The following is a 23540-nucleotide window of genomic DNA, read 5'->3' on the forward strand; positions in this document are numbered from 1 at the left end:
GGCAGAATCTAGACTCAGAGCCATGTCCCGTCCCGTCGCAGCCGCGCCGCGCGCCCCCGAGCGCTACCGGAGCCTGAGCACTCTGCCCGATCCCCGTCTGCCCTCCTGGGGCCCACAGCGCCGCGCCCGCGTGGCCGCGGTGGTCTTCTGGGGGAACCTGCTCTCCCAGATCGGGATCATCCTCTCCGGAGCCGCCGTCCGGCTGACGGGCAGCGGGCTGGGCTGCTCGACCTGGCCGAACTGCGAGCCGGGCCAGTTCACGCCCGTGCTGACGATGGAGGCGGGCATCCATCCCTTCGTCGAATTCGGCAACCGTTCGCTCACCGGGGTGCTGACCGTCTTTGCGGTGGCTCTGCTGCTGGTCAGCTGGCGCTGGCTCGGACACAAGGGCGCCGGCTTCCGCCGCCTGGCCTGGGTGCCCCTGATCGGTACCGCCGTGCAGGCCATCGTCGGCATGGTCGTCGTCTTCGCGGATCTCCACCCGGGCATCGTCAGCCCCCATTTCCTGATCTCGCCCCTATTGGCAGCCGTCTCCATGGTGCTGCTGGTGCGCCTGTACGACGGCGACGGCGCGACGCGCCTCGCGGTCCCGGTGCGCGCCCTCCAGGTCTTCGTGCCGCTCGCGGCGGTGGGCTTCGTGGTGCTGCTCCTGGGCACCATCGTCACCGGCACCGGACCTCACTCGGGGGACGACGGAGAGGTCACCCGGATCGCGCTGAACCCCATGCTGGCCTCGCGGATCCATGCCCTGGCGGTCTACCTGTTCTGTGCCCTGCTCGCGGTGCTGCTGATCGTGCTCCATCGAAGCGGTGCCCGACGGAAGGCGATCGTCGCGGCCTGGTGGCTGGTGGCTCTCACCCTGGTCCAGGGCATGATCGGTTACATCCAGTACTTCCTCGGCCTGCCGGAGCTGGTCGTGTTCCTCCACCTGATCGGCGCGGCGCTGTTCGGCGCCGGGATCGCCTGGGTGGGAGCCCGGCTGTTCACCTGGCAGGAAACGCACCCCGCTGCCGTCACAGCGCCCGACGCACCCCTCAGCACGGAGGCATGATGATCCTCGGCAAGCGCCGCCGCAGCTCCACCCAGGAGCTGCCCACCCTGGACCAGGCCCGGCCGGCCGGAGAGTTCGTCGCCTCGGTGCTCTCGCACCTGCGCGAGGTCGTGGACGTCGGCTGGAATCTCCTGGAGGTGGACGCCGAGGCCCATCGGATGATTCGGGAGGCAGGAGCGACCAGCTGCTACATCGAGTACCACCCGGTCTTCGGGTCGTCCCCCTTCGGGCACGTGATCTGCACCTCCGTCAATGACGGGGTACTTCATGGTCGCCCCTATGACCGGGTCCTGGAAGATGGCGACCTGCTCTCCCTGGACTTCGCGGTCGAGGTCGAGGGCTGGGTCGCGGACTCCTGCCTCTCGATCATCGTAGGCACCCCGCGCGGGGAGGACCTCCGCCTGATCCGGGACACCGAACAGGTGATGTGGGCCGGCATCGACCAGGTGCGAGCCGGGAGCAGCGTGGGCGACATCGGCCATGCCGTGATGAACCAGGCCCATGCGCTCGGCTACACCATCAACGAGCGCTTCGGCGGTCACGGCGTGGGGCGCACCATGCATGAGGCACCCTTCGTGCCCAATCACGGCACCCCCGGCGGCGGCGCCGTCCTGGTGGCGGGGCAGCTGATCACGGTCGAGCCGTTCCTGGTGCCCACCACCTCGGAGCTGAAGGTCGACGAACGAGATGGCTGGACCCAGCTCTCGGCCGACGGCTCCCGCGGCGCCCATGCCGAGCACACCCTGCAGGTCACCGATGGCGCACCGATCATCCTCACCGCCCGGGCGGACGACCCCTCACCGCGCAGCTCGCTGGGTTGAGCGAGAGCGTCGGCTCCCTCGAGAGTGGAGCCGACGGTGCACCGAAGACTTCGGCAGCGCGCTGGAGGACTCCTCGGCTCAGCTCCCCTGCAGGAGACCGCGGATGCTCGCGGCGATGCCTGCCGCATCCAGGCCCTGCGCCGCGAGGATCGCATCGCGCTTGCCATGCGGGATGAACTCCTGGTCGACCCCGAGGTTGCGCAGGACCGGGCCAGGAGCCGCGAGAGTGGCGTGACGGGCGAGTCGGGTGCCGAGCGCTGCCCCGATCCCACGCTCAGCCAAGCCGTCCTCGAGCGTGACGACCGCGCGGGCGGTCGCTGCCAGCTCCAGCAGCTCGTCCCCCAGCGGCAGGGCGCGGACCGGGTCCAGGACCACGAGGTTCAGCGCGGGGTGGATCGCAGCGAGCCCCGCAGCGGCGTCGACAGCGCGCCCCGCCAGCGCACCGACGGAGACCAGCAGGATGTCGATGGGTGCGCTCGCGTCACCCGCGAGCACCTCTCCCGCGGGCAGCTGGGCGAGGGCGGGCAGCTCCGGCGGGCAGGCCCCCTTCGGGAAGCGCACCAGGGCCGGGCCGGGAGCAGCGAGGGCGGCCGGGAGCGCGGCATCGAGATGGGCGGCGTCCCGGGGTGCCCAGAGTGAGAGACCGGGCACCGTGGCCGCCAGGGCCAGGTCCCAGATGCCGTGGTGGCTGGGCCCGTCATCACCGGTGACACCAGCCCGGTCCAGGGTGAGGGTGACGTCCTCGCCGTGCAGCGCGATATCGAGCAGCAGCTGATCGATCGCCCGGTTCAGGAAGGTCGCATAGAGAGAGACCACCGGCTTGCGTCCGCCCGCGGAGAGTCCGGCGGCGGTGTCCAGCGCGAGCTGCTCTGCGATGCCGACATCGAGTACACGTCGCGGCAGCTCCTGCTGCATGGGAGTGAGGCCCACGGGATCGATCATCGCGGCGCTGATCGCGACCACGCGCTCATCAGCGCGGGCGGCATCGAGCATCGCGGCGCCGAAGCGCGACGTCCAGGTCTCCGCCGGCGCGGTCGGTGCCGGCTGGGCCTGGTCCGGTACCGGTGCCAGCTCCTGGTCCGGCGCCGGTCCCTCGGCAGCGAAGGGGCCGGTGGCGTGCCAATGATCCACGGTGTCGGCTTCGGCGCGGGCGAAGCCAGCACCCTTCCGGGTCAGCACGTGGATGAGCACACCGGCGCTGGTGGGGTCTTCCGCGGCTCGCCGTGCTGCGGCCATCGCGTCGGCGAGGGCACCGAGGTCATGGCCGTCGATCGGTCCGAGATAGGTCAGCCCGAGCGTGGAGAAGAGATCCTCACCGGCGGCGATCCGTCCCGCGCGGAGCTGGGAGAGATGCTCGGCGATCCCGCCCACGGTGGGGGCATAGGAACGGGTGTTGTCGTTGAGCACCACGATGGTGCGGGAGCCGCGATCGGAGCCGAGCAGGTTGAGGGCCTCAAGAGCCACTCCCCCGGTGAGGGCTCCGTCTCCGATGATGGCGAGGGCAGTGCCGTCGGCTCCGGCGAGCCGGTGGGCGCGGTCCAGGCCATGGGCCCAGGCGATCGAGCCCGAAGCGTGGGAGTTCTCGACCAGGTCGTGGACCGACTCGCTGCGGTCTGGATAGCCCGCAGTGCCGCCTGCGGTGCGCAGCCCGGTCAGATCAGCGCGCCCGGTGAGCATCTTGTGCACATAAGCCTGGTGACCGGTGTCGAAGACGATCGGCTCGGCCGGAGAGTGGAACTCGCGGTGCAGGGCGATCGTCAGCTCGACCACGCCGAGATTCGGTCCCAGGTGGCCTCCGCTCTGCGAGCAGATCTCCACCAGGCGCCGACGCAGGGTGCGTGCGAGTCCGGGCAGCTGTGCGGGGTCCATCGCCCGCAGCGACTCGGGGTCGCCCGGGATCGCCACCTCGGGAGGAGGCGTCGCGCTCTCGGCAGCCGGTGCGGAAGGTGCAGCAGGTGCCGGGGGCGTCGCTGCAGCGCGCCCGCGGCGCGGGGTGGCGGAGCGGTGCTCAATGGTGGACACGCGTGGTCCTCCCTCAGGGACGGGGCCGGAACTCGACCAGCCTATGTCCTGCTGACCTGTGGCGACGTGCGACATGATCACATCTGTGCACATCTTCACCGGTGATTCACGTGCCGCCGCTTCGGTGTGCATCGCGGTGCAGAGGTGCCGAGCAATGGTGCACGCGGGCACCTGTCCCCGAGGCGCATCTCCCTCAGAACGCGACGACACCCCGACCCATCAGGGTCGGGGCGTCGCATGGCGTCACTCAGTCAGGCTCTACCTTCTCCCTGACTTCCTACCGCTCGTTCCTCGCAGCACGTCAGTCAGGCACTACCTTCTCCCCGACTTCCTACCGCTCGTTCCTCGCAGCACGTCAATCAGGCTGCGACAAGCTGCCGCAGGACGTACTGGAGGATTCCGCCGTTGCGGAAGTACTCCGCCTCGCCGGGGGTGTCGATGCGCACCGGCGCGTCGAACTCCACCGTGGAGCCGTCATCCTTCGCGGCGACGACCTTGACCGTCTTCGGGATGGAGCCGTCGTTCAGGGCGGTCACGCCGGTGAACGAGAAGGTCTCCGTGCCATCCAGGCCCAGCGACTCGGCATTCTCGCCCACGGGGTACTGCAGGGGCAGCACGCCCATGCCGATGAGGTTCGAGCGGTGGATCCGCTCGAAGCTCTCCGCGATGACGACCTCGACGCCGAGGAGCTTGGTGCCCTTGGCCGCCCAGTCACGAGAGGAGCCGGTGCCGTACTCCTTGCCGGCGAGGACCACCAGCGGGATGTCCTTCTCGGCATACGCCTGGGCCGCGTCGTAGATGAACTCCTGCTCACCGGTCAGCAGGTTCTTGGTGTACCCGCCCTCGACGCCGTCCAGCAGCTGGTTCTTGATGCGGATGTTCGCGAAGGTTCCGCGGATCATCACCTCGTGGTTGCCACGACGCGAGCCGTAGGAGTTGAAGTCCTTGCGCGCGACCCCGTTCTCCTGCAGGTAGCGTCCGGCCGGAGAGTCCAGCTTGATCGCACCGGCGGGCGAGATGTGGTCGGTGGTGGTCGAGTCGCCGACCTTGACCAGCACGCGTGCATTGGTGACGTCGGTGACCGGCTCCGGCGTCGCCGTCATGCCCTCGAAGTACGGAGGCTTACGCACGTAGGTGGACTCGTCGTCCCACTCGAAGGTCGCGCCCTCGGGGGTCTCCAGGCTCCGCCAGCGCTCATCGCCGGTGAAGACGTCCTTGTAGTCCTCCGTGAACATCTCCTGGGAGATGGACTCGGCGATGACCTTCTCCACCTCGGTGGGATTCGGCCAGATGTCCCGCAGGAAGACGTCCGCGCCGTCCTTGTCCTGTCCCAGCGGGTCGTTCTCGAAGTCGAAGTCCATCGTGCCCGCGAGTGCGTAGGCGATGACCAGCGGCGGCGAGGCCAGGTAGTTCATCTTCACGTCGGGGTTGATGCGGCCCTCGAAGTTGCGGTTGCCCGAGAGCACCGCGGTGACCGCGAGATCTTTCTCCGCGATCGCGTCGGAGATCTCCGAGTCCAGCGGACCGGAGTTACCGATGCAGGTGGTGCAGCCGTAGCCGACCAGGTGGAATCCGAGCGACTCCAGAGCGGGCCAGAGCCCGGCCTTGGTGTAGTAGTTCGTGACGACCTGGGAGCCGGGGGCCATGGAGGTCTTCACCCAGGGCTTGGCGACCAGTCCGCGATCGACCGCGTTCTGCGCGAGCAGGCCGGCGGCCATCATCACCGAGGGGTTCGACGTGTTGGTGCAGGAGGTGATCGAGGCGATCGACACGATGCCGTGATCGATCGAGAAGTCCCGACCGCTGACCTGCACCGGGTCCGAGGCGCGACCGGTGACGTGCTGATGCGTCGGCTCCGCGCCACCGGACTCGTTGTCGGAGTCAGGGGTGGACGGGTCCGAGGCCGGGAAGGAGCCGTCACCGTTGGCGACCACTGGATGATCGGTGGCATAGGAAGGCAGGACCTCGCGGAAGGACTCCTTCGCCTCGGTCAGCACGATGCGGTCCTGCGGACGCTTCGGGCCGGCGATCGAGGGCACCACGGTGGACAGATCCAGCTCGAGGTACTCGGAGTAGACGACCTCCTTCGAGGCGTCATGCCACAGACCCTGGCGCTTGGCGTAGCTCTCGACCAGCGCGAGCTGCTCCTCGGAGCGGCCGGTGAGGCGCATGTAGTCGACGGTCACCTCGTCGATCGGGAAGATCGCGCAGGTAGAGCCGAACTCGGGGCTCATGTTGCCGATGGTCGCGCGGTTCGCGAGCGGCACCTGGGTGACACCCTCGCCGTAGAACTCGACGAACTTGCCCACCACGCCGTGCGCGCGGAGCATCTCGGTGATCGTGAGCACCACGTCGGTGGCGGTCGCGGCCGGCGGGATCTCGCCGGTGAGCTTGAAGCCGACCACGCGCGGGATCAGCATGGAGACGGGCTGGCCGAGCATCGCGGCCTCGGCCTCGATGCCGCCGACGCCCCAGCCCAGCACGCCCAGGCCGTTGACCATGGTGGTGTGTGAGTCGGTGCCGACGCAGGAGTCCGGGTAGGCACGGAGGGCGCCATCCACCTCGCGGGTCATGACCGTACGGGCCAGGTACTCGATGTTGACCTGGTGGACGATGCCGGTGCCCGGGGGGACGACCTTGAAGTCGTCGAAGGCGGTCTGGCCCCAGCGCAGGAACTGATAGCGCTCACGGTTGCGCTCGTACTCGAGCTCCATGTTCTTCTCGAGCGCGTCCAGGCGGCCGGCCACGTCGATCATCACCGAGTGGTCGATGACCATCTCGGCCGGGGCCAGCGGGTTGATCTTCTCGGGATCGCCGCCGAGCTCCTGCATGGCCTCGCGCATGGTGGCGAGGTCGACGACGCAGGGCACGCCGGTGAAGTCCTGCATGATCACGCGGCCAGGGGTGAACTGGATCTCGACCGAGGGATCGGCCTCGGGGTCCCAGCCCGCCAGGGCGCGCACGTGATCGGCGGTGATGTTGGCACCATCCTCGGTGCGCAGCAGGTTCTCGAGCAGGATCTTGAGGCTGTAGGGCAGCTTGTCGGCGCCCTTTACGGCGTCGAGCGCGAAGATCTCGTAGTCGGTACCGCCGACGCTGAGATCCTGTTTCGCGGCGAATGAGTCGACAGTGCTCATCAGGCGAACTCCTTTGGTGTGGGGTTGACCCCTCCATCGTAGGCGTGCACTCCGCGTCAGGCGGAAGAACGCTCACCTCGCGATGAACCGCTGCTCATGCAGGTCGACCGAGGGGACGCCGGTTCGATCCGGCATATATCTTGAAGTCAAGATAAATAGTACCACGCCAACTCCCCGCGAACTGACACGTCGTCAGCTGAACAGCGGGTGTGTCGAAGCTCGCCAGATCGCACACCAGCCGCCCCGTCAGGCGGAGACGCGCTCCAGCACCGCGACCGACTCGACATGATGGGTATGCGGGAACAGGTCGAAGGCTCGCAGGTCCGCAATCTGCCACCCCTTCTTCTCGATCACCGCGAGATCGCGGGCGAGGGTGGAGGGTTCACAGGAGACGTAGACGATCCGCTGGCGAACGGTGGTGGCCAGCAGCTCCATCAGCTCGATGCCGGCGCCGCTGCGCGGCGGATCCAGCACCACCGTGTCCACGCCTCCGCGGCGGGCACGCACCCAGTCCGTCACGTCCGCGGTCGCGATCGAGACCTGGGGCAGGTCCTCGAGGTTCTCGCCCGCGAGCTGCGAAGCGCGCCGGTTCCCTTCGACGGAGACGACGGAGCCGTCGGCCCCCACCTGCTCCGCGGCGACCGCGGCGAAGACGCCCACCCCGCCGTACAGGTCCCAGGCGCTGCCGCCATGGGGCGCACGCAGCGTCGACTCGACCACGTCGCTCAGGAGCTCCGCCGCACGCCGATGCGACTGCCAGAATCCCGTCGCGCTGACGACGAACATGCGCTCTCCGAGTCGTTCGTGCACCAGTCCGTCCCCGCGCAGCGGGACCAGGCCGCGCCCGGTGCGCACGGCGACGTCAGCATCCCCCCAGGTCTCCGGGATGACCACCGTGGCCGGGTCCAGCTCGCGGCCGATCAGCACCACGGAGGCGGGACCAGCCGAAGGCGCGACGGCATCGATCGCCTCGGTCCCCTCGGGCGCCGTCCACTCCCCCAGCCGCAGGTCACGGATCAGCTGGGCCGAGAGGGGATCCTCTCCCACCGGGCGGACCTCATGAGAACGCCAGCCGCGCATGCCGACCCGGCCATCGGCGTCGACCGCGTAGCGCACGCGGGTGCGCCATGCCAGGCCTTCGGCATCGTGCGGTGCCGGCTCGACCTGCACCTGCTCGATCGGGAAGCTTGACACCCCCGCACGGCGGAGCAGCTCCTGCATCACTTCGCTGGCGATCCTGCGCTGGGCGGGCAGCGCGATATGCGCCCACTCCGCACCGCCCACGCCGTCGATGCCAGCCTCGTCCCAGACCGACGGGGCCCGGTCCGGTCCTGCCTCGAGGACATCGAGAGCCTCAGCGCGCCAGAAGCGTGCGTTCACGCGTTCGTCGGGGTCCTCGAGCAAGCGGGCGGTCACGGTCTCACCCGGCGTCGTCCCGCGGACGAACACCACCCTCCCCTCGTGCCGCGCGACGAAGGTGCCGCCGGCTGCGGGCGGGCCGATGGTGAGGGTCAGCAGGCGCCCGCCGAGGGCGGAGCTGCTCGGCGCGGTGTCGGCATCGAAGGTCATCGGACCACTCTCTTCCCGTCCGCGCGGGAACGACGCGGACCGTGGCTTCTCGATCTATGAGGAGGGGCAGGTTCCCCGCGGGCCTGCGGCCGGATACGGGGAGCCTTCCGCCCATTGTCTCATCCTGTGGACGGCCCTGGCGCCCGGCGGGGCGACGGGACGGTGGACATCGCCTGAGCGGGTGCTCAACGTCGCTCACGGCGTGCCAGCAGCCCGCGATGCATAAGCCAGACCAAGTAGGCGATCACCGCGAAGGCGGGCAGGCCCATAGCGATCTTGGCGGCGCCGAGGGCGGCGACCTGACCGGTCAGCAGCAACGGGAGCTGCACGGCCAGCTTCATGACGTAGAGCCCGACGAAGAGCAGCGTGGCCCGGGTGTAGACACGGCGCGCGTCAGGATCCTCGGCCCAGTCCTTCACGCGGGGATCGAGCAGTCCCACGAAGATCCCCACCAGCGGCCGCCGCAGCACCAGGGTGGTCAGCAGCACCAGCAGAGAGACGGCGTTGGTGACGATGCCGGGCCAGTAGAAATCGGAGCCTTCTCCGGAACGGATCGCGAGCACCGCTCCGAGCGCCACCCCGAGGAGGCCGCCGAGCACAGTGGCCGGGCTCTGGCGCTGCACGATCCGCGCGACCAGCAGCACCAGCACGACGACGACTGCGGCCACGGCTGCGACCATCACCGAGCGGGTGACGACGAAGAGCACCACGAACAGCAGCGTGGGCAGCACCGACTCAGCGATGCCGCGGGGGCCGCCGATGGCATCGGAGACGGAGAACTCTTCGTCCTGCAGCACGGCTCCCAGGCCGCTGCGGGAGGTCGACGCCTGGTCCTCAGCTGCTTCGCCCGTGTCCTGCTCGTGCGAGCTGGCGGGGTCCTCGGAGGCGAGGTCCGGCGGGTCTTCAGGCGTGGGCTCGCCCACAGTGCCGCTGCCGGGCACCGCGGGCCTCACCCGACCTCCGTGATCTCTGGGCCGCGTGCCAGGGGGTCCAGCGGGGCGGCGCCGACCTGGCTCAGTCCCGGGCGCTCACCGGGCAGGTGCAGCGGGATCAGCTCCTGCGGCGCCATCGCCTCGGAGCCGCGCACCACCACCAGTCGGGAGATGAGGGTCTCGAAACGAGCCGACTGCTCCTTGTCGCCCAACGCCTTGCCGGTGAGGATCGCTCGGACGAACCATCGCGGGCCGTCGATGCCGATGAATCGTGCGGGCCGGTATCCCGTGCGCCCGTCGGTCCGCTTCACGGGCAGCCGGGTGATCAGCTCGGTGCCGAAGACTCCCGGCCGGGTCTCGGCGGTCCCGCCCTGCTTGACCACGGAGTCTCGCAGGGAGGTGCGCACGTCTTCCCACAGGCCGCGGGTCTTGGGCGCGGCGAAGGCCTGGACCTGCAGGGAGGAGCCCGCGATCACCAGATTCGCCCCGGTCACCGCGCCGCTGCGCTGGTCGACCTCCATCCGCAGCTCCATGCCGTCGATGGTCGGGACGAGCAGCGCTCCGAGATCGATCCGATCTTCCGCGGGTGCCATGGACTCGTCGTACGGGCCGTCCTCGAGGTGCTCACCGCGCAGCGGGGCGGCACCGGTGTCGGCAGCGACCTCGGCGTCGCGATCGTCTGCCCGCTCGGAGCTGCCGTCGTCCTCGATGTCTGTGCCGCCGCTCTGGTCGGGCGGCTCCAGGGCCGACCCCGATTCCAGCGAGTCGTGTGCATCGAGGCCGTCGATCTCCTCGACTTGCTGCCGCTTCTTGCGGGAGAACAGTCCCATGGTCATCCCTCCGTGATCTCGTCGGTGGTCGCAGTCGTCGGAGCCGCGGTGTCCGCCGCCGCGTCGCCCTTCGTGGTCGCACCGAATCCCCCGCTGGAGCCGAACCCTCCCTGGGCCCGGTCGGTCTCCTCGAGGTCTGCGACCTCCTGCAGGACCGGGGCGAGGAAGGGCACCACCACGAGCTGCGCGATGCGATCGCCGACGTGGAGGGTGAAGGGTTCCGTCGGATCGGTGTTGTGCAGCGACACCTTGACCGGACCCCGATAGCCAGCGTCCACGATACCGGGACCGTTCAGAACGGTGATCCCGTGGCGTGCTGCGAGGCCGGATCGAGGGCAGACCATGCCGACGGTGCCGGGCGGGAGGGCGAGCGACAGGCCCGTGTCCACCAGCGCGCGGCCGCCCGCGGGGATCACGAGGTCCTCCGCGCTGGCGAGGTCGAGACCCGCATCGTCGGCATGCGCCCGCTCCGGCAGCGCCGTCGCGCCGCTGCGGCGGATGCGCAGGATGGGTGCGCCGGCGTCAGATGCGGCGGCCGCAACGTGCGGCGAGGTGTGAGCATGATCGACAGACATGGGCACAGGGTATGCCGTTCCGCCACCCAGCTCCCAGCAGGCTCGGAGCCTCACAGCGCGGACCCGGGACATCCAGGTGCTGCGTGAGACGATGGCGGCATGTCCGCAGCCGCCGATCGCCCCGCTGATCACACCTCCCCCGTCCCGGCAGGCACCACCGCCGGCGCTCATGCCGAGAGCACAGTCCTGTTCCATGAGCGTCTGTTCCCCGGCCCTACGGTCTGGGTGGTCGCCGTTGCCATCGGAGCCGCACTCGGCCTGATCCTGGTCCCCTTGAATCTCACGGTCGCGATCGTGTTCTCCGCAGTCTGCATCCTCGCTGGGCTGGTGCTGGTCTACCAATACTCCCCTGTGCTCGAGGTGGCGCACGGCCGGTTCCGCCTCAGCCGCGCGCAGATCGACGTGGAGCTGCTCGGCGATCCCACCCCGCTCGAGGGAGAGGAATGGGCGCACACCATCGGGCAGGGCTTCGAGCCGCTGGCCCATCACTGCGTCCGTGGGTGGACACGGTCCGGGCTCCGGGTCGAGGTGCTCGATCCCGAGGATCCGATCACCGCCTGGGTCGCCTCGACCCGTCGTCCCGAAGATCTGGCTCTCGCCCTGAGGACCGCGAAGCAGCTGCAGGCGCGTCAGAGCCTCTGAGCGCTGTTCGACCACCGTCCACACCACGACAAAGGCGCCGTCCCCCGATCGGGGGACGGCGCCGTTGTCCTGCGAGGCGAGCGGGGTCAGGCCGCAGCGCACTCCTTGCAGATGATGAGGGTGCCCTCGACGTGATCGATCTGGCTGCGGTGCTTCACCAGGAAGCAGCTCGCACAGGTGAACTCGTCCGCCTGGCGGGGAAGCACCCGTACAGACAGCTCCTCTCCGGAGAGATCGGCGCCGGGGAGCTCGTAGGAGTCGGCGGCGTCCGCCTCATCCTCATCGACGGTCGGGGTCGCCGCTTCGTTCCGGCGTCCCTTCAGCTCCTCGATGGAGTCGTCATTCGATTCGTCGTCGTTCTTGCGCGGGGCGTCGTAATCAGTGGCCATCTACGGTCCGTTCCTGGTTGTCATCGGGGGTTGATCCGACCTGGGTGGCTAGGGGCAGTTCCGCGCCGGTGAGTCCTCGCGGGCCACTTCGAGTCGGCCCGGGTCTCAACGCTGAATGCGGCGGCATTATTGCAGAGGGACCTGCGACTCACAACATGGGGTCCACCGGAGGCCGCAACACGCCGACCGTCGGACCCCTGAAAACCTGCACTGCAGTGCCGTGCACGATATGGTCACTGCCTAGACTTCTGCTGGCAAGCGACCAGGCTCCGACGGAGAGGACGACGATGCGCGAGCTCGAACTCGACGGGATCCATGACGACGGGGAACATCTGCTCCTGGTCGACTCCGACGGCGAGCGGTACACGCTGCGCATCGACCGGGCCCTGAGAGCGGCCGTCCGGTCGGATCGACCGGCCCTGAACATGATCCAGGCTGCGGACTCCGCGCCCGTCCGACCGCGTGAGATCCAGGCGATGCTCCGCTCCGGTCGCAGCGCCGAGGACATCGCCGACGCTTCAGAGATCCCGCTCGAGCGGGTGCGCCGCTACGAGGGACCGGTGCTCGCCGAACGTGAGTGGACCGCCTCTCGAGCGCGCACCTTCCCCGTCGGCCGCGGCGGTCCCGCACTGCAGGACGTGGTCGCGGAGCGACTCGCCGCCAGGGAAGCGACGGGGTCGAGCGCCTGGGACGCCTGGCGCCGCCAGGACGGCACCTGGACGCTCGAGCTGAGCTTCTCCGCCGGTGGTCGCACGCGGCAGGCGCACTGGGTCGCGGACATCGACAACCGCAGCGTCTCACCGGTGGACGATGAGGCGCGCTGGATCAGCGATGAGGACGCTCCGTCCGAGCCGACGCGGGGCCGAGGGCGGCTCCAGGCGGTCAAGAGCTCGGTCTACGACCTCGAGGCCGATGGGTCCCTCGACGGCAGCCCGGCGGCCGCCTCCCGGGCACGCACCTGGAATCCCCGCCGCACCGCCGCTGACGAGCCTTCCTCGCTCGATGAGCACCCCTCGGTGATCGACGACGGCGAGCTCGACGCCCTCAACGCACGTCGCGGCCTGCGCTCGGTGCCGCGCCCCGACGAGTCCCCGGCCGTCTGGTCCGGGCTCGACGAGGATTCCCAGCCCGAGCCGCCCGCGCAGGACCTTGGCGTCGCCTCAGCCGACGAGGCCGACCTCGAGGCGCTCGAGGAGCATTCCACCGAGCGTGATCACGAGGCCGATCTCGGCGATAGCTCCGAGGACGACCCCGCCACCACCGCTGGGCCCGAAAGCGCCGACGGCCAGGGGCAGGAAGAGGAAGATCTCACCTCGACGTCCGAGCACGTCGACGAGCCCGAGGCCGAGATCCTGTACCAGGACACGGTCGACCTCACCCCGCTGCCCGGATTCGACGCCATCGGCACGGCCACGCCCGATGCCCCGAACGAGGAGCCGGCGGAGCGCGCGGGGAACACGGGGAAGCCTGCGCGCAACGCAGCCGACAGCCCGGCGAAGAGCACGAAGAAGCCGCGGCCGAAGAGCAAGCGCGCCTCGATGCCGAGCTGGGATGAGATCGTCTTCGGATCGAAGCAGGACTGACCCCGGGGCCAGCCTGCTGCTGGGGCTCAGACCTCCGTGTGCAGCAGCGGCACCCAGGATTCGGCGGCGGTGAGCGAGCCATGCACGCCGACCATCTTCCGTGCGGAGTCCGGTCGTCGGGAGAAGTCGTCGATGCTCCACCGGTCCCGGGAGAGCACCAGCACGTCGGGGATGCGGCCTGCAACTCGATCGGGCACTTCGGTATCAGCTGGACCCAGCAGCGCGCTGGCGAGGACGTCCTCGCGCCGCAGCACCAGGGCCCGCTCCCCCAGCAGCGCCGCGAGCTCCGCCGCGAGCTCCTCCGCCGCACCCTCCCCGGGCACCGCATGCAGCGCGAGCGCACGAGCCTCCCCTGAGACCTCGTGGATGAGGCGCAGGAGCTGCGGGTGATCCGCGAGGTCGGTGGTGTGCTCAGGAGAGGTGTCGACCATGCCGTGGTCCGCGGTGAGATGGATCCGGGTGCCTTTCGGCAGCCGTCGCAGCAGCGTGCCGAGCAGGGAATCCACCTCCGCCAGCGCATCACGCCATTGCACGGAGTCCACCCCGTAGCGATGCCCGGCGTGGTCGACATCATCGACGTGGAGATGGACGAGGCCGTCCCCGCCTGCGCGACGCAGGGCGGCACGGACCACGTCGACCCGATCAGCGCGCCCGTGGCCGCGGAACTCCCAGCCTCGGTAGGCAGCACCGCTCAGATGGGAGCCGGCATGCTTGCTGGGTCCCACCTGAACCGCTCGCCGGGTCCCGGAGCCGACCAGTGTCGGCAGCGGCATCCAGGCGCGCGGGTCGGTGCCTTTCTCCCCGCTGATCTGGTTGAGGCTGCGACCGGTCTGCGGGTCGTAGGTGAGATAGCCGAGGACCCCGTGCTCGAGCGGGGCCGCTCCGGTGTGCAGCGAGACCATGGCGCTCGAGGTGGTCGATGGAGTGACGGTGCGCACCCGCTGCGTCTGCGCCTCCAGGCGGCGCAGCGTCGGGGTGAGCGAGCGGTGGTCTCGCAGCAGATCTGCACCGAGCCCGTCGATCAGCACCACCAGGTCCCGGCCGGGCTTCGGCTTCTGGACCAGCGGTCGCAGGACATCCAGCAGGCCGGGCCGGGCCCCGCCGGCGAAGGGCGGCGGCAGCAGATCGGAAGGCCAGGTCTCCGCGAATCCGGGCTGATGGCGGGCGTGCGATCCGGGGGTGGCGGCGTTCACTCCGGTTCAGGCCCCGACCGTATCGATCGCGTCGATCGCGTCGATCAGGTCGTCGTGGAAGGCGAGCGCCTCCTCGACGGCACCGGTGCCGTCGGCCAGGGCGCTGACGCGCAGGGCGAGGTCTGACGGGGCGATCGAGCCGGTGTATCCGTGGTCCAGCTGGCAGCCGGGGTCCTCGCACACCGCCCGCTCGAGGTCCAGGCGCCGGCTGCCGTCCCAGGTGACGCCGAGGGTGATCTCGGACTCGCGGCCGGGGTTGAGCTGGCCATCGGTGTCGAAGACCTGCGAGAGGCCGGTGGCGGTGATCCGCTGCAGGCGGATCCGCTCGGTGGTGGAGACCACCTGGCTGGGATTGAGCGCATCGGCGGGATCATCATCGAGATGCGTGATCAGCAGATGGGTGGAGGTGAGCACCAGGACGGTGAGGTGCCGGCGCACCTCCGGCCCGTCGAAGGTGGTCTCGGGTCGCACCAGATGGGCGAGCGGGGCGCGGCCTCGCAGCGAGCGCTGCAGGCTCTGGGCTGCCGCCTGGGGGAAGTACCCGGCGGTCTCGAGAGCCTTGAGCAGGTCGGTGGGAAGTGCGGTGGTCATCGTGTCATTGTTCCACGCTCCCACCGGGAGAGCGGCGCGGCTCAGGACCCCGGCGGACCGGAGAGCGTGCGGCGGGACCCGTCGGTGCGGTTCGGCGGGGGTGCCAGCCGTGCCCGGGCTCCGACCACGGTCAGGCCGTTCTGCGCGACCAGCACCGGGTACAGCTCGAGCGATGCGACCTCAGGGAGGTCCTCCGCGAGCAGGCCGACGCGGACCACCAGATCGGCGAGCGCGGTCCGGTCCGCCGGTGGCAGGCCGCGCATCCCGCGGAGCTTCACGGCCGTGGCGGGAGCGTCCACGAGCCGTGCCGCGCCGTGTTCGCTGAAGGGAGGGATCGCATAGGCGATGTCATCGAGCAGGTCGGTGGCGTCCCCCGCCACGGAGAGGGACACCACCGGCCCGAGCGAGGGGTCCTCGACGCTGCGCACCACCATCGGCACTCCGGCGGGCGCCATGGCCTGGACCTCGAGCGGCGCGCTCGAGTAGGACAGGTCACGGCGCATGGAGTCGACGGCATGACGCAGCTGGACCGCGTCGGGGATGTCGAGCCGCACCCCGCCGAGGTCTGCCCGATGGCGCAGCACCGGGTCCGTGGACTTCAGCACGACCGGATAGCCGATCTCTGCGGCGTGGGCGAGGGCGTCCTCGACATCCTCGATCTGCCTGGTGGCCAGCAGATCTATGCCATAGGCGGACAGCAGTGCAGTGATCTCCGCGGTGGAGAGGTCCACGGCGGGCGCGGCGGGTGGGGGTGTCAGCGACTGCACCAGCTCGCGTGCCGTCGCGCGATCGATGTCCTCCCGCTGGGCGGGCTCGGCGTCATCCGCCTCGGGGCGCAGCGCGGCCGCGAGCATACCGGCACCGGCCCGCACCACGGTGAAGGGAGTGGTGTGCACCGGCGGCAGGGAGAGGTCGGCGCGTACTGCGCGCTGCACCTCGGCGAAACGCTCGGCGGTGGTGACCAGGCAGACCATGAGCACCACTTCGGAATGGCGGGCGACGATCGACATCTGCCGGAGCACCTCGATGGCGTCGGCCGCCTGGGGGTCGACCAGGCCGGCGATCACCAGATCGACCTTGCCCAGCGCGGCCATCGTGGTGAAGGCGCGCTGGATGAGGCGCGGGTCCGGGGAGAGCGGGACGCTGTGGTTCTCCGCGACCACGTCGAGGCCGGCCTGGCCGGCGGCGCCGCGCAGGGAGGAGCCGAGTGCCGCGGTGTTGGAGAGCAGCCCTACTCGATGGCCGAGCGGGAGGCCCTGTCGCCCGATCGCATCGACCACGTCGAGCAGGTGATCCACTCCCCCGGCCTGCACCACCCCCGCCGAGTCGAGCACCTGGTCCATGGCTCGGCGCGGCAGGGCGGAGTGGCGCACGTCGTGTCCGGGCGGCAGGTGCGACTCGCTGCCGGGGGGACGCAGCACGACCAGCGGGGTGCTGCGGGTCAGCCGGCGCGCGATCCGGGTGAATTTGCGGGGGTTGCCCATGGATTCCAGGGCCAGCCCGATCACCCCGACCTGTGCGTCGTCCTCCCAGTGCTGGAGGGTGTCGTTCAGGGAGACGTCGGCCCGGTTCCCGACTCCCACGAACTCGTGCAGGCCGATGCCGCGGGCGTCGGTTCCCGCCAGCAGCATCGCGGAGAGGGCGCTGGACTGCCCGGCGAGCGCGACCGTCCCGGGCTGCGGCATCCTCGGCGCCAGCGAGAGACTGATGGCGTCCTCCCCGGTGCGCAGGAAGCCGAGGGAGCCGGGCCCCAGCAGGCGCATGCCATGGCGACGTGCGCGGGCGACCAGCTCCCGCTGCAGCAGGCGGCCTTCGTCGCTGTCGGAGAATCCCTCGGTGGGGATCAGGACGCTGCGGACCCCGATCTCGGCGCACTCCTCGATCGCTTCGAGGCAGGCCTCGGGGCGCAGCGCGATCACGGCGAGGTCGACGGTGCCCGGCACATCGCTCACCCGGGCGAAGGCGGGGCGGCCCCGCAGCTCCAGGGCGTCACGGGAGATGAGGTGCACGGTGCCGCTGTATCCGGAGTCCTCCAGGGCAGTGAGGAAGCGACCGCCGGCGGAATCCGCACGGGAGGAGACTCCGATCAGGAGCACCGACTGCGGGTGCAGGAGCCGTTCCATGGCTCGTGCCTCAGCGCGGTGCTCGCGTTCCGCCATCACGGCGAGGGACCGGGCTGTGGGGTCGATCCGGAAGGAGACCATCACCACGCCGTCATCGAGCACCCGGGCGACGTCGAAGCCGGTCTCGGTGAAGACCTTGATCATCTTGGTGTTCTGCGGGAGCACGTCGGCGGTGAACTCGTTGATGCCGCGCTCTCGGGCGGCGGCCGCGAGGTGCTCCAGCAGCACCGAGGCGAGCCCGGTCCCCTGGCGGGAGTCGGAGACGTTGAACGCCACCTCGGCGGAGCGCGGCTCCGTACGGTCATAGCGGCCGACGGCGATGATCTCCGCGCCGACCAGTGCCACCAGCGCCACCCGGTCCTGGTGGTCGACGTGGGTGAAGCGTTCGAGGTCACGCCGGGACAGCTTCGGCATGGCGGCGAAGAAGCGGAGGTAGCGGGAGTGCTCGGACTGCCGCTGGTGGAAGTCCTGGAGCGCGTCGGCGTCCGTCGGCAGGATCGGGCGCAGGTGCGCGGCGGAACCATCGCGCAGGGCGATATCCGCCTCCCAGTGGGAGGGATAGGTGGGCTCGTGCTCATCATCGGGCCGGGCACGGCGGCGCAGTGACCGCAGGCCGTCGCGTCGTTCCGCCATTTCTGGAGCCTACCGTCGAGGAGCGGAGGTTGACGGGATTCACGTCCCGTCGGGGCGGCCGGTTCCCGAGAACTCGGCCGGTCATGCGCCATGATGTTGCCCATGGCCCGATCACGCAGCACCAATACGCCCGCCGGTGAGGACGTCGTCGACGAGAACATCGTCGACATCGATGTCACCAGCGAGATGGAGTCGTCGTTCCTCGAGTACGCGTACTCGGTCATCTACTCCCGGGCGCTGCCCGACGCGCGCGACGGGCTCAAGCCCGTCCAGCGCCGCATCCTCTACATGATGGCCGAGATGGGGCTGCGCCCTGAGAAGGGCCATGTGAAGAGCCAGCGGGTGGTGGGCGAGGTGATGGGCAAGCTCCATCCCCACGGCGACACCGCGATCTACGACGCGCTGGTGCGGATGGCGCAGCCGTTCAACATGCGGCTGCCGCTGGTGGATGGTCACGGCAACTTCGGCTCGCTGGACAACGGCCCCGCCGCTCCGCGATACACCGAGGCGCGGCTGGCGAAAGCTGCGCTGCTGATGACGGAATCGCTGGGCGAGGACGTCGTGGACATGATCCCGAACTATGACAACCAGCTCCTCCAGCCTGAGGTGCTGCCTGCCCAGTATCCGAACCTGCTGGTGAACGGGGCCTCCGGGATCGCCGTGGGCATGGCCACGAATATGGCGCCCCACAACCTGGTGGAGACCATCGCCGCAGCCCGCCATCTGATCGATCACCCGGAGGCGGAGCTCGAGGAGCTGATGCGCTTCGTGCCCGGACCGGACCTGCCCACCGGGGGCCGGATCGTGGGGCTCGAGGGCATTCGAGATGCGTATCGCACGGGCCGCGGCTCCTTCAAGATGCGGGCGACGACCCGCATCGAGAACGTCACCTCGCGCCGCAAGGGCATCGTCGTTACCGAACTGCCCTACCAGGTGGGGCCGGAGCGTCTCGCGGAGAAGCTGCGTGATGCGGTGCAGGCCAAGCGGGTCCAGGGCATCTCCGACTACCAGGACCTCACCGACCGTCATCACGGCCTGCGCCTGGTGCTCACGGTGAAGTCGGGCTTCGACCCCGAGGCCGTGCTGCAGCAGCTCTACCGGTACACGCCGCTCGAGGAATCCTTCGGCATCAACAACGTGACCCTCGTCGAGGGCCAGCCGCGCACGCTCGGTCTGAAGCAGCTGCTCGAGGTGTTCGTCGATCACCGGCTGAAGGTGGTGCGCCGCCGCACCGAGCACCGCCTCAGCAGGCGCAAGGCCCGCCTGCACCTGGTCGAGGGCCTGCTGCTGGCGATCCTCGACATCGACGAGGTGATCCAGATCGTCCGCCAGAGCGACGATGCCGAGATCGCCCGGACCCGCTTGATGACGGTGTTCGACCTCTCCGAGGTCCAGGCGGAATACATCCTGGAGCTGCGGCTGCGACGGCTGACGAGGTTCTCGCAGATCGATCTCGAAGCGGAGCGGGATGACCTGCGCCGCGAGATCGAACAACTCGAAGAGATCCTGGGCTCGGATGCGGTGCTGCGTGCGCTGGTCTCCGACGAGCTCGCCGCGGTGGCCGCCGAGCACGGGGACTCCCGCCGAACGGTCCTGCTCGAGTCAGCGGAGAAGCCGGTCGTCTCCGCTGCCGGCTCCCTCGAGGTCGCCGATGAGCCCTGCCATGTGCTGCTCACGGGGACCGGGCTGGTCGCGCGGGTCACCGGCGAGGGCCCGGTGCTGCGCGAGGGCGCCCGCAGCTCCCATGATGTGGTCGTCTCCCAGGTGCGCACCACCACCCGCTCGAGCGTCGGCGTGGTCACCGACAGCGGCCGCGTGCTGCGGCTGTCGGTCGTGGATCTGCCCTCGCTCGCACCGACTGCCGGGGCGCCCTCGCTCGCCGGCGGGACGCGGCTGGCGGATCTCATCGACCTCGAGCGGGAGGAACGCGCGCTGGGGCTGATCCGGCTCGGCGAGGACGATCTCGCGCGGGGCGGGGCGATCGCGCTCGGGACCCGGCAGGGCGTGGTCAAGCGGGTGCAGCTCGAATTCCCGAAGGCCGACGGCTTCGAGATCATCTCGCTGAAGGACGGTGACACCGTGGTCGGGGTCGTGGACCTCGAGGAGGACGAGGACCTGGACCTGGTCTTCATCACTGCCGAGGCGCAGCTGCTCCACTTCCCCTCCTCCGGGGTCCGGCCGCAGGGTCGCAGCGCCGGCGGGGTGGCCGGGATCAAGCTCGGTGCCGGTGACCGGGTGGTGTCCTTCGGGGTGATCGATGTGACCGCCCCGGCCGACGTGGTGACCGTCGCCGGCAGCTCCGGCACCCTCCCGCTGCTCCAGAACGGCTCGCTGAAGGTCTCCGCCCTCACCGAGTACCCGCCGAAGGGTCGGGCGACGGCTGGGATGCGCTGCCATCGCTTCCTGCGCGGCGAGGACACGCTGATCGGCGCCTGGGTGGTCCCTCACCCCGCTCGCGCCTCGTCCGAGGCGGGGCAGCCGATCGATCTGCCCGAGCCCACCGGGCGCCGGGATGGCTCCGGGACCCCGGTGGCCGTGCCGATCGCCGCGATCGGCTGATGCGCGGGGAATTCCGCTCCTCCCGGGCCTCGCGTGTGGAGTCCCGGCATATCGCCGTCGGCGTGGCCGGCGCCCTGGTGGGTCTGGTCGTCGGACTGCTCGCCCTGCGCGGGACCGTTCCGTTGGCAGGATCGGGATCGATCGGCCAGGTCGCCGCGCTGACGGTGTTGGGCTGCGGCGCAGCGACGGCCGCCCTCACCCTCTCGACCCTCACCCGGCGCTCCCTGCCCTGGTTCGGGGGCCGGCACTGGTGGCGCCGCGGGATCGATGTCCTCGGGCTCTCCCTCGTCTTCGGGATCCTCGGCCTGTTCCTCACCGGCGCCCTGTTCGGTGTGTTCCAGCAAGCCTTCCAGGGCGTCGCGCTCGATCGCCTCGCCGGCACCTTCTGGGTCGCCCTTGCGGCCGGCGCCGCTGCCTACATCACCTCCGCGGCGGCGGCCTCGCTCACCGGCCGGTCCCTGGCCACCCTGCTGGCGGCATTCCTCGTGGTCGGTGTGCTCGCCAGCGCCATGAACGCCTCGGATCCCTACTGGTGGGAGAGGTACTTCTCCGAGCTCGGCGAAGGTGACGGCCTCTCGAGCTTCACCTTCAACCTCACCCTGCTGCTGACCGGGGTGGCGCTGGTGACCGTGGCCGAGTTCCTCGCCCATGATCTGGACCGCTGGGCCCGCAGCGCCGGCGAGCCGGCCTGGCTGATCACCGCCGTGCGCTCGCTGCTGAGCGCAGTCGGGGTGCTGGTCGCCCTGGTCGCGGTGATCTCCCGGACCGTGAGCGTCTTCTGGCACGACGTGGTCGCCCAGTCGCTCGTGGTCGTCTTCGCGCTCACCCTGCTCGTGGTGCCGGTGCTGCTGCGCCGGCTGCCGGGCGCCCTGATCGCCGTCACCGCCGGGGCCTTCGCCCTGCTGGTGACCGTCACAGTGCTCTACCTGGGCGTGGACTACCTGAACATGACTGCCTTCGAGATGGGGGCGGCGGCGATCGTGTACGGCTGGCTGCTGCTGTTCATCCGCACAGTCTCGGCGGCTGCGGAGGGCACGGAGGAACGGGACTCGACCCAGGCCAGAGAGGCCAGCCCCGCGGCCGCTGCGCCGGGACGGCAACCGGCTGAGTCCTCGGATCCGCGGCCCGGTGACGTGCGACCATGACGTCATGAACTCTTCAGGCACCGATGCCCCCACCACCTCCGTCCCGCTTCCCGAAGGTGTGCGCCTCGGGCAGACCCACGGGGTCGACGTCCTGCTGATCGACACCCCTGCTGCGACGGCCGAGCTCCTCTTCGACGGCGCGCACCTGACCAGCTACGTCCCCGCCGGTGAGGCGGATCTGCTCTGGATGAGCCCGGACTCCGCCTTCGGCGAGCGGGAGGCCGTGCGCGGAGGCATCCCCCTGATCGGCCCCTGGTTCGGACCGGGCCGGGACCTGGCGATGGAGGTCAAGCACGGCTGGCTGCGCAACCTCCGCTGGGATCTCGCCTCGGCCGAGCGAGAGGGCGACGAGGTGGTGCTCACCCTCCGCACCCCCGAGGACGTCAAGGCGCTGACCGCGTCCGTCCAGTTCCGCATCGGCGCCGAGCTGTCGGTGGACCTCACCCTCACCGCCGGACCCCGGCCGCTCGATCTCGAGGCAGCGCTGCACACCTACCTCGCCGTCGGCGATGTGCGGGAGATCGAGATCCTCGGGCTCGAAGGCGCTGACTTCCTCGACAACACCCGCGGGCTGGCCCCCGACGTGCTCCCGGCCGGGCCGCTGCGGCTGACCGCCGCCACCGACCGGGTCGTCGACTCCACCGCCGTGGTGACTGTCCACGATGAGAAGTCCGGCCGCCGCATCGTCTCCGCACCGCGCGGCACCGCCAAGACTGTGGTCTGGAATCCCTGGAACACCCTGGTGACCGGCATGGCCGATATTCCCGATACAGCCTGGCCCGAGTTCGTCTGCATCGAGCCTGCCATCGCCAAGGACGGCTACGTGGCCCTCGAGCCCGGCCAGTCGCACTCCATCGGCGTCACCTACCGCATCGAGCGCTGAGCACAGCTCCGCACCGCGGAGCATCTGACCAGGACCCGGTCGCCCCTCAGAGGGCGGCCGGGTCTTCGTCGTCGTGCGAACTTTTAATCAGTTGTGCTCCACCGGAGAAGGGTGGTCAACTCTCCGTATGGAGATGCACCAGCCCCCGTTCACGACCCCGGCCAGCCCGGCCGCGTCGTCGCTCGGCCTCGCCGCATCCCTCACCCGGCCCCACGGACTCACCGTGGCTCAGCGAGCGGCCGGTGGGGGCCGCAGCACCGCCGGGCACGCCGCGCCTGTGGCCGGCTGACGGAGCGCACCGCTCCGCGCCATGCCGTGCGGCCCTGCCGCCGGCACTACTGAGAATCCCCGCTGCCCGACGCACTCGAGCAGCGGGCACTCTCCTGCGCGCTTCGAGGACAGCAGCTGTCCGCAGCGCGCAGGAGACTCGATCACACGCCACTCCGTCAGGAGCCCCCATGTCCCTTCACACCACCCTCGACACCCGCAGCCCGACCACCATCCGCACGACCGACACATCGGAGAACACCACCAGCCCCATCGACACCCTCACCCGCCGCGAATCGTCCCGCGCCGACACCAGCCTGCGTCGGCTCGAGCAGGTCGCCGACGAGGACGCCGTCGACACCCTGCTGAAGGGTTTCCTCGCCCGCCGACGAGCGGTGCGCGAGGCCCGTCGGCAGCAGGCCGCCCAGCAGGCGCGTCATGAGCACGAGCTGCTCGTGCAGCGCGCACTGCTCGGCACCGGCCTCTCGCACCTGCGGTGAGCACGGCGGCGTCTCTGATGCGAGCGCTCGCCCCCACCCACGGCCCGTCCGAATCCGTTCGGACGGGCCGTGTCGCGTCCGGAGTACAGCAGACG

18 protein-coding genes are annotated in these 23540 nt (G+C 70.1%); 8 read left to right on the forward strand and 10 right to left on the reverse strand.

Annotated elements, in window-relative coordinates; translation table 11 throughout:
- Positions 1–22: 22 nt before the first annotated feature.
- Positions 23–1051: a COX15/CtaA family protein gene (locus ABD893_RS12345; RefSeq protein ID WP_345080464.1), complete on the forward strand. Its 1029-nt coding sequence runs from the start codon at positions 23–25 to the stop codon at positions 1049–1051.
- On the forward strand, positions 1051–1872 hold the full coding sequence (map, locus tag ABD893_RS12350; RefSeq protein ID WP_345080800.1) for a type I methionyl aminopeptidase: 822 nt from the start codon (positions 1051–1053) through the stop codon (positions 1870–1872). The genes ABD893_RS12345 and map overlap by 1 nt, the downstream gene beginning before the upstream one ends.
- A 78-nt stretch (positions 1873–1950) precedes the next feature.
- Here map and ABD893_RS12355 read toward each other — a convergent pair whose 3' ends face one another.
- The 6 genes from ABD893_RS12355 to dut all read right to left on the reverse strand — a co-directional run bounded on the left by ABD893_RS12355 (position 1951) and on the right by dut (position 10937).
- The gene (locus ABD893_RS12355) at positions 1951–3894 is read right to left on the reverse strand and encodes a 1-deoxy-D-xylulose-5-phosphate synthase (RefSeq protein WP_345080467.1); all 1944 of its coding nucleotides are present in this window, start codon (positions 3892–3894) and stop codon (positions 1951–1953) included.
- 359 nt (positions 3895–4253) lie between these two features.
- Positions 4254–7031: an aconitate hydratase AcnA gene (gene acnA, locus ABD893_RS12360; RefSeq protein ID WP_345080470.1), complete on the reverse strand. Its 2778-nt coding sequence runs from the start codon at positions 7029–7031 to the stop codon at positions 4254–4256.
- A gap of 246 nt (positions 7032–7277) precedes the next feature.
- Positions 7278–8600 (reverse strand): class I SAM-dependent RNA methyltransferase, encoded by a 1323-nt coding sequence (locus tag ABD893_RS12365; protein WP_345080473.1) that lies wholly within the window; start codon positions 8598–8600, stop codon positions 7278–7280.
- Positions 8601–8785: 185 nt separating this feature from the next.
- The gene (locus tag ABD893_RS12370; protein ID WP_345080476.1) at positions 8786–9553 is read right to left on the reverse strand and encodes a DUF3159 domain-containing protein; all 768 of its coding nucleotides are present in this window, start codon (positions 9551–9553) and stop codon (positions 8786–8788) included.
- A complete protein-coding gene (locus ABD893_RS12375; protein ID WP_345080479.1) occupies positions 9550–10368 on the reverse strand; it encodes a DUF3710 domain-containing protein in 819 nt (272 codons plus the stop codon). Before ABD893_RS12375 ends, ABD893_RS12370 begins: the two co-directional genes overlap by 4 nt.
- Positions 10365–10937, reverse strand: coding sequence for a dUTP diphosphatase (dut, locus tag ABD893_RS12380; protein WP_345080482.1), 573 nt, complete (start codon positions 10935–10937; stop codon positions 10365–10367). The genes ABD893_RS12375 and dut overlap by 4 nt, the downstream gene beginning before the upstream one ends.
- A 99-nt stretch (positions 10938–11036) precedes the next feature.
- Here dut and ABD893_RS12385 point away from each other — a divergent pair, with 99 nt between their 5' ends.
- On the forward strand, positions 11037–11579 hold the full coding sequence (locus ABD893_RS12385) for a DUF3093 domain-containing protein (RefSeq protein WP_345080485.1): 543 nt from the start codon (positions 11037–11039) through the stop codon (positions 11577–11579).
- A gap of 86 nt (positions 11580–11665) precedes the next feature.
- Here ABD893_RS12385 and ABD893_RS12390 read toward each other — a convergent pair whose 3' ends face one another.
- The gene (locus ABD893_RS12390) at positions 11666–11968 is read right to left on the reverse strand and encodes a DUF4193 domain-containing protein (protein WP_345080488.1); all 303 of its coding nucleotides are present in this window, start codon (positions 11966–11968) and stop codon (positions 11666–11668) included.
- A gap of 287 nt (positions 11969–12255) precedes the next feature.
- Between ABD893_RS12390 and sepH the strand changes: the two genes are divergently transcribed.
- On the forward strand, positions 12256–13551 hold the full coding sequence (gene sepH, locus ABD893_RS12395) for a septation protein SepH (RefSeq protein WP_345080490.1): 1296 nt from the start codon (positions 12256–12258) through the stop codon (positions 13549–13551).
- Positions 13552–13577: 26 nt separating this feature from the next.
- Here the strand turns inward: sepH and ABD893_RS12400 are convergent, their stop codons facing one another.
- Genes ABD893_RS12400 through ABD893_RS12410 form a run of 3 tightly spaced genes read right to left on the reverse strand, consistent with a single transcriptional unit; the run spans position 13578 to position 18091 of the window.
- The gene (locus tag ABD893_RS12400) at positions 13578–14744 is read right to left on the reverse strand and encodes an alkaline phosphatase family protein (RefSeq protein WP_345080493.1); all 1167 of its coding nucleotides are present in this window, start codon (positions 14742–14744) and stop codon (positions 13578–13580) included.
- 6 nt (positions 14745–14750) lie between these two features.
- Positions 14751–15335 carry a DUF5998 family protein gene (locus tag ABD893_RS12405; protein ID WP_345080496.1) on the reverse strand — a complete coding sequence of 195 codons (585 nt, stop codon included), beginning with the start codon at positions 15333–15335 and terminating at the stop codon, positions 14751–14753.
- A 41-nt stretch (positions 15336–15376) separates the two neighbouring features.
- Positions 15377–18091 carry a bifunctional acetate--CoA ligase family protein/GNAT family N-acetyltransferase gene (locus ABD893_RS12410; protein WP_345080498.1) on the reverse strand — a complete coding sequence of 905 codons (2715 nt, stop codon included), beginning with the start codon at positions 18089–18091 and terminating at the stop codon, positions 15377–15379.
- A 102-nt stretch (positions 18092–18193) separates the two neighbouring features.
- Here ABD893_RS12410 and ABD893_RS12415 point away from each other — a divergent pair, with 102 nt between their 5' ends.
- From ABD893_RS12415 to ABD893_RS12430, 4 genes are all read left to right on the forward strand, one after another.
- Positions 18194–20650, forward strand: coding sequence for a DNA gyrase/topoisomerase IV subunit A (locus ABD893_RS12415; protein ID WP_345080501.1), 2457 nt, complete (start codon positions 18194–18196; stop codon positions 20648–20650).
- The gene (locus ABD893_RS12420; RefSeq protein ID WP_345080504.1) at positions 20650–21795 is read left to right on the forward strand and encodes a hypothetical protein; all 1146 of its coding nucleotides are present in this window, start codon (positions 20650–20652) and stop codon (positions 21793–21795) included. The genes ABD893_RS12415 and ABD893_RS12420 overlap by 1 nt, the downstream gene beginning before the upstream one ends.
- A 4-nt stretch (positions 21796–21799) precedes the next feature.
- Positions 21800–22678, forward strand: coding sequence for a D-hexose-6-phosphate mutarotase (locus tag ABD893_RS12425; RefSeq protein ID WP_345080507.1), 879 nt, complete (start codon positions 21800–21802; stop codon positions 22676–22678).
- Positions 22679–23136: 458 nt separating this feature from the next.
- Complete coding sequence (locus tag ABD893_RS12430; protein WP_345080509.1) at positions 23137–23445, forward strand: hypothetical protein; 309 nt, start codon at positions 23137–23139, stop codon at positions 23443–23445.
- Positions 23446–23540 lie beyond the last annotated feature (95 nt).

Source organism: Brachybacterium paraconglomeratum, assembly GCF_039541415.1.
GTDB classification, from domain to species: Bacteria; Actinomycetota; Actinomycetes; order Actinomycetales; family Dermabacteraceae; genus Brachybacterium; species Brachybacterium paraconglomeratum_A.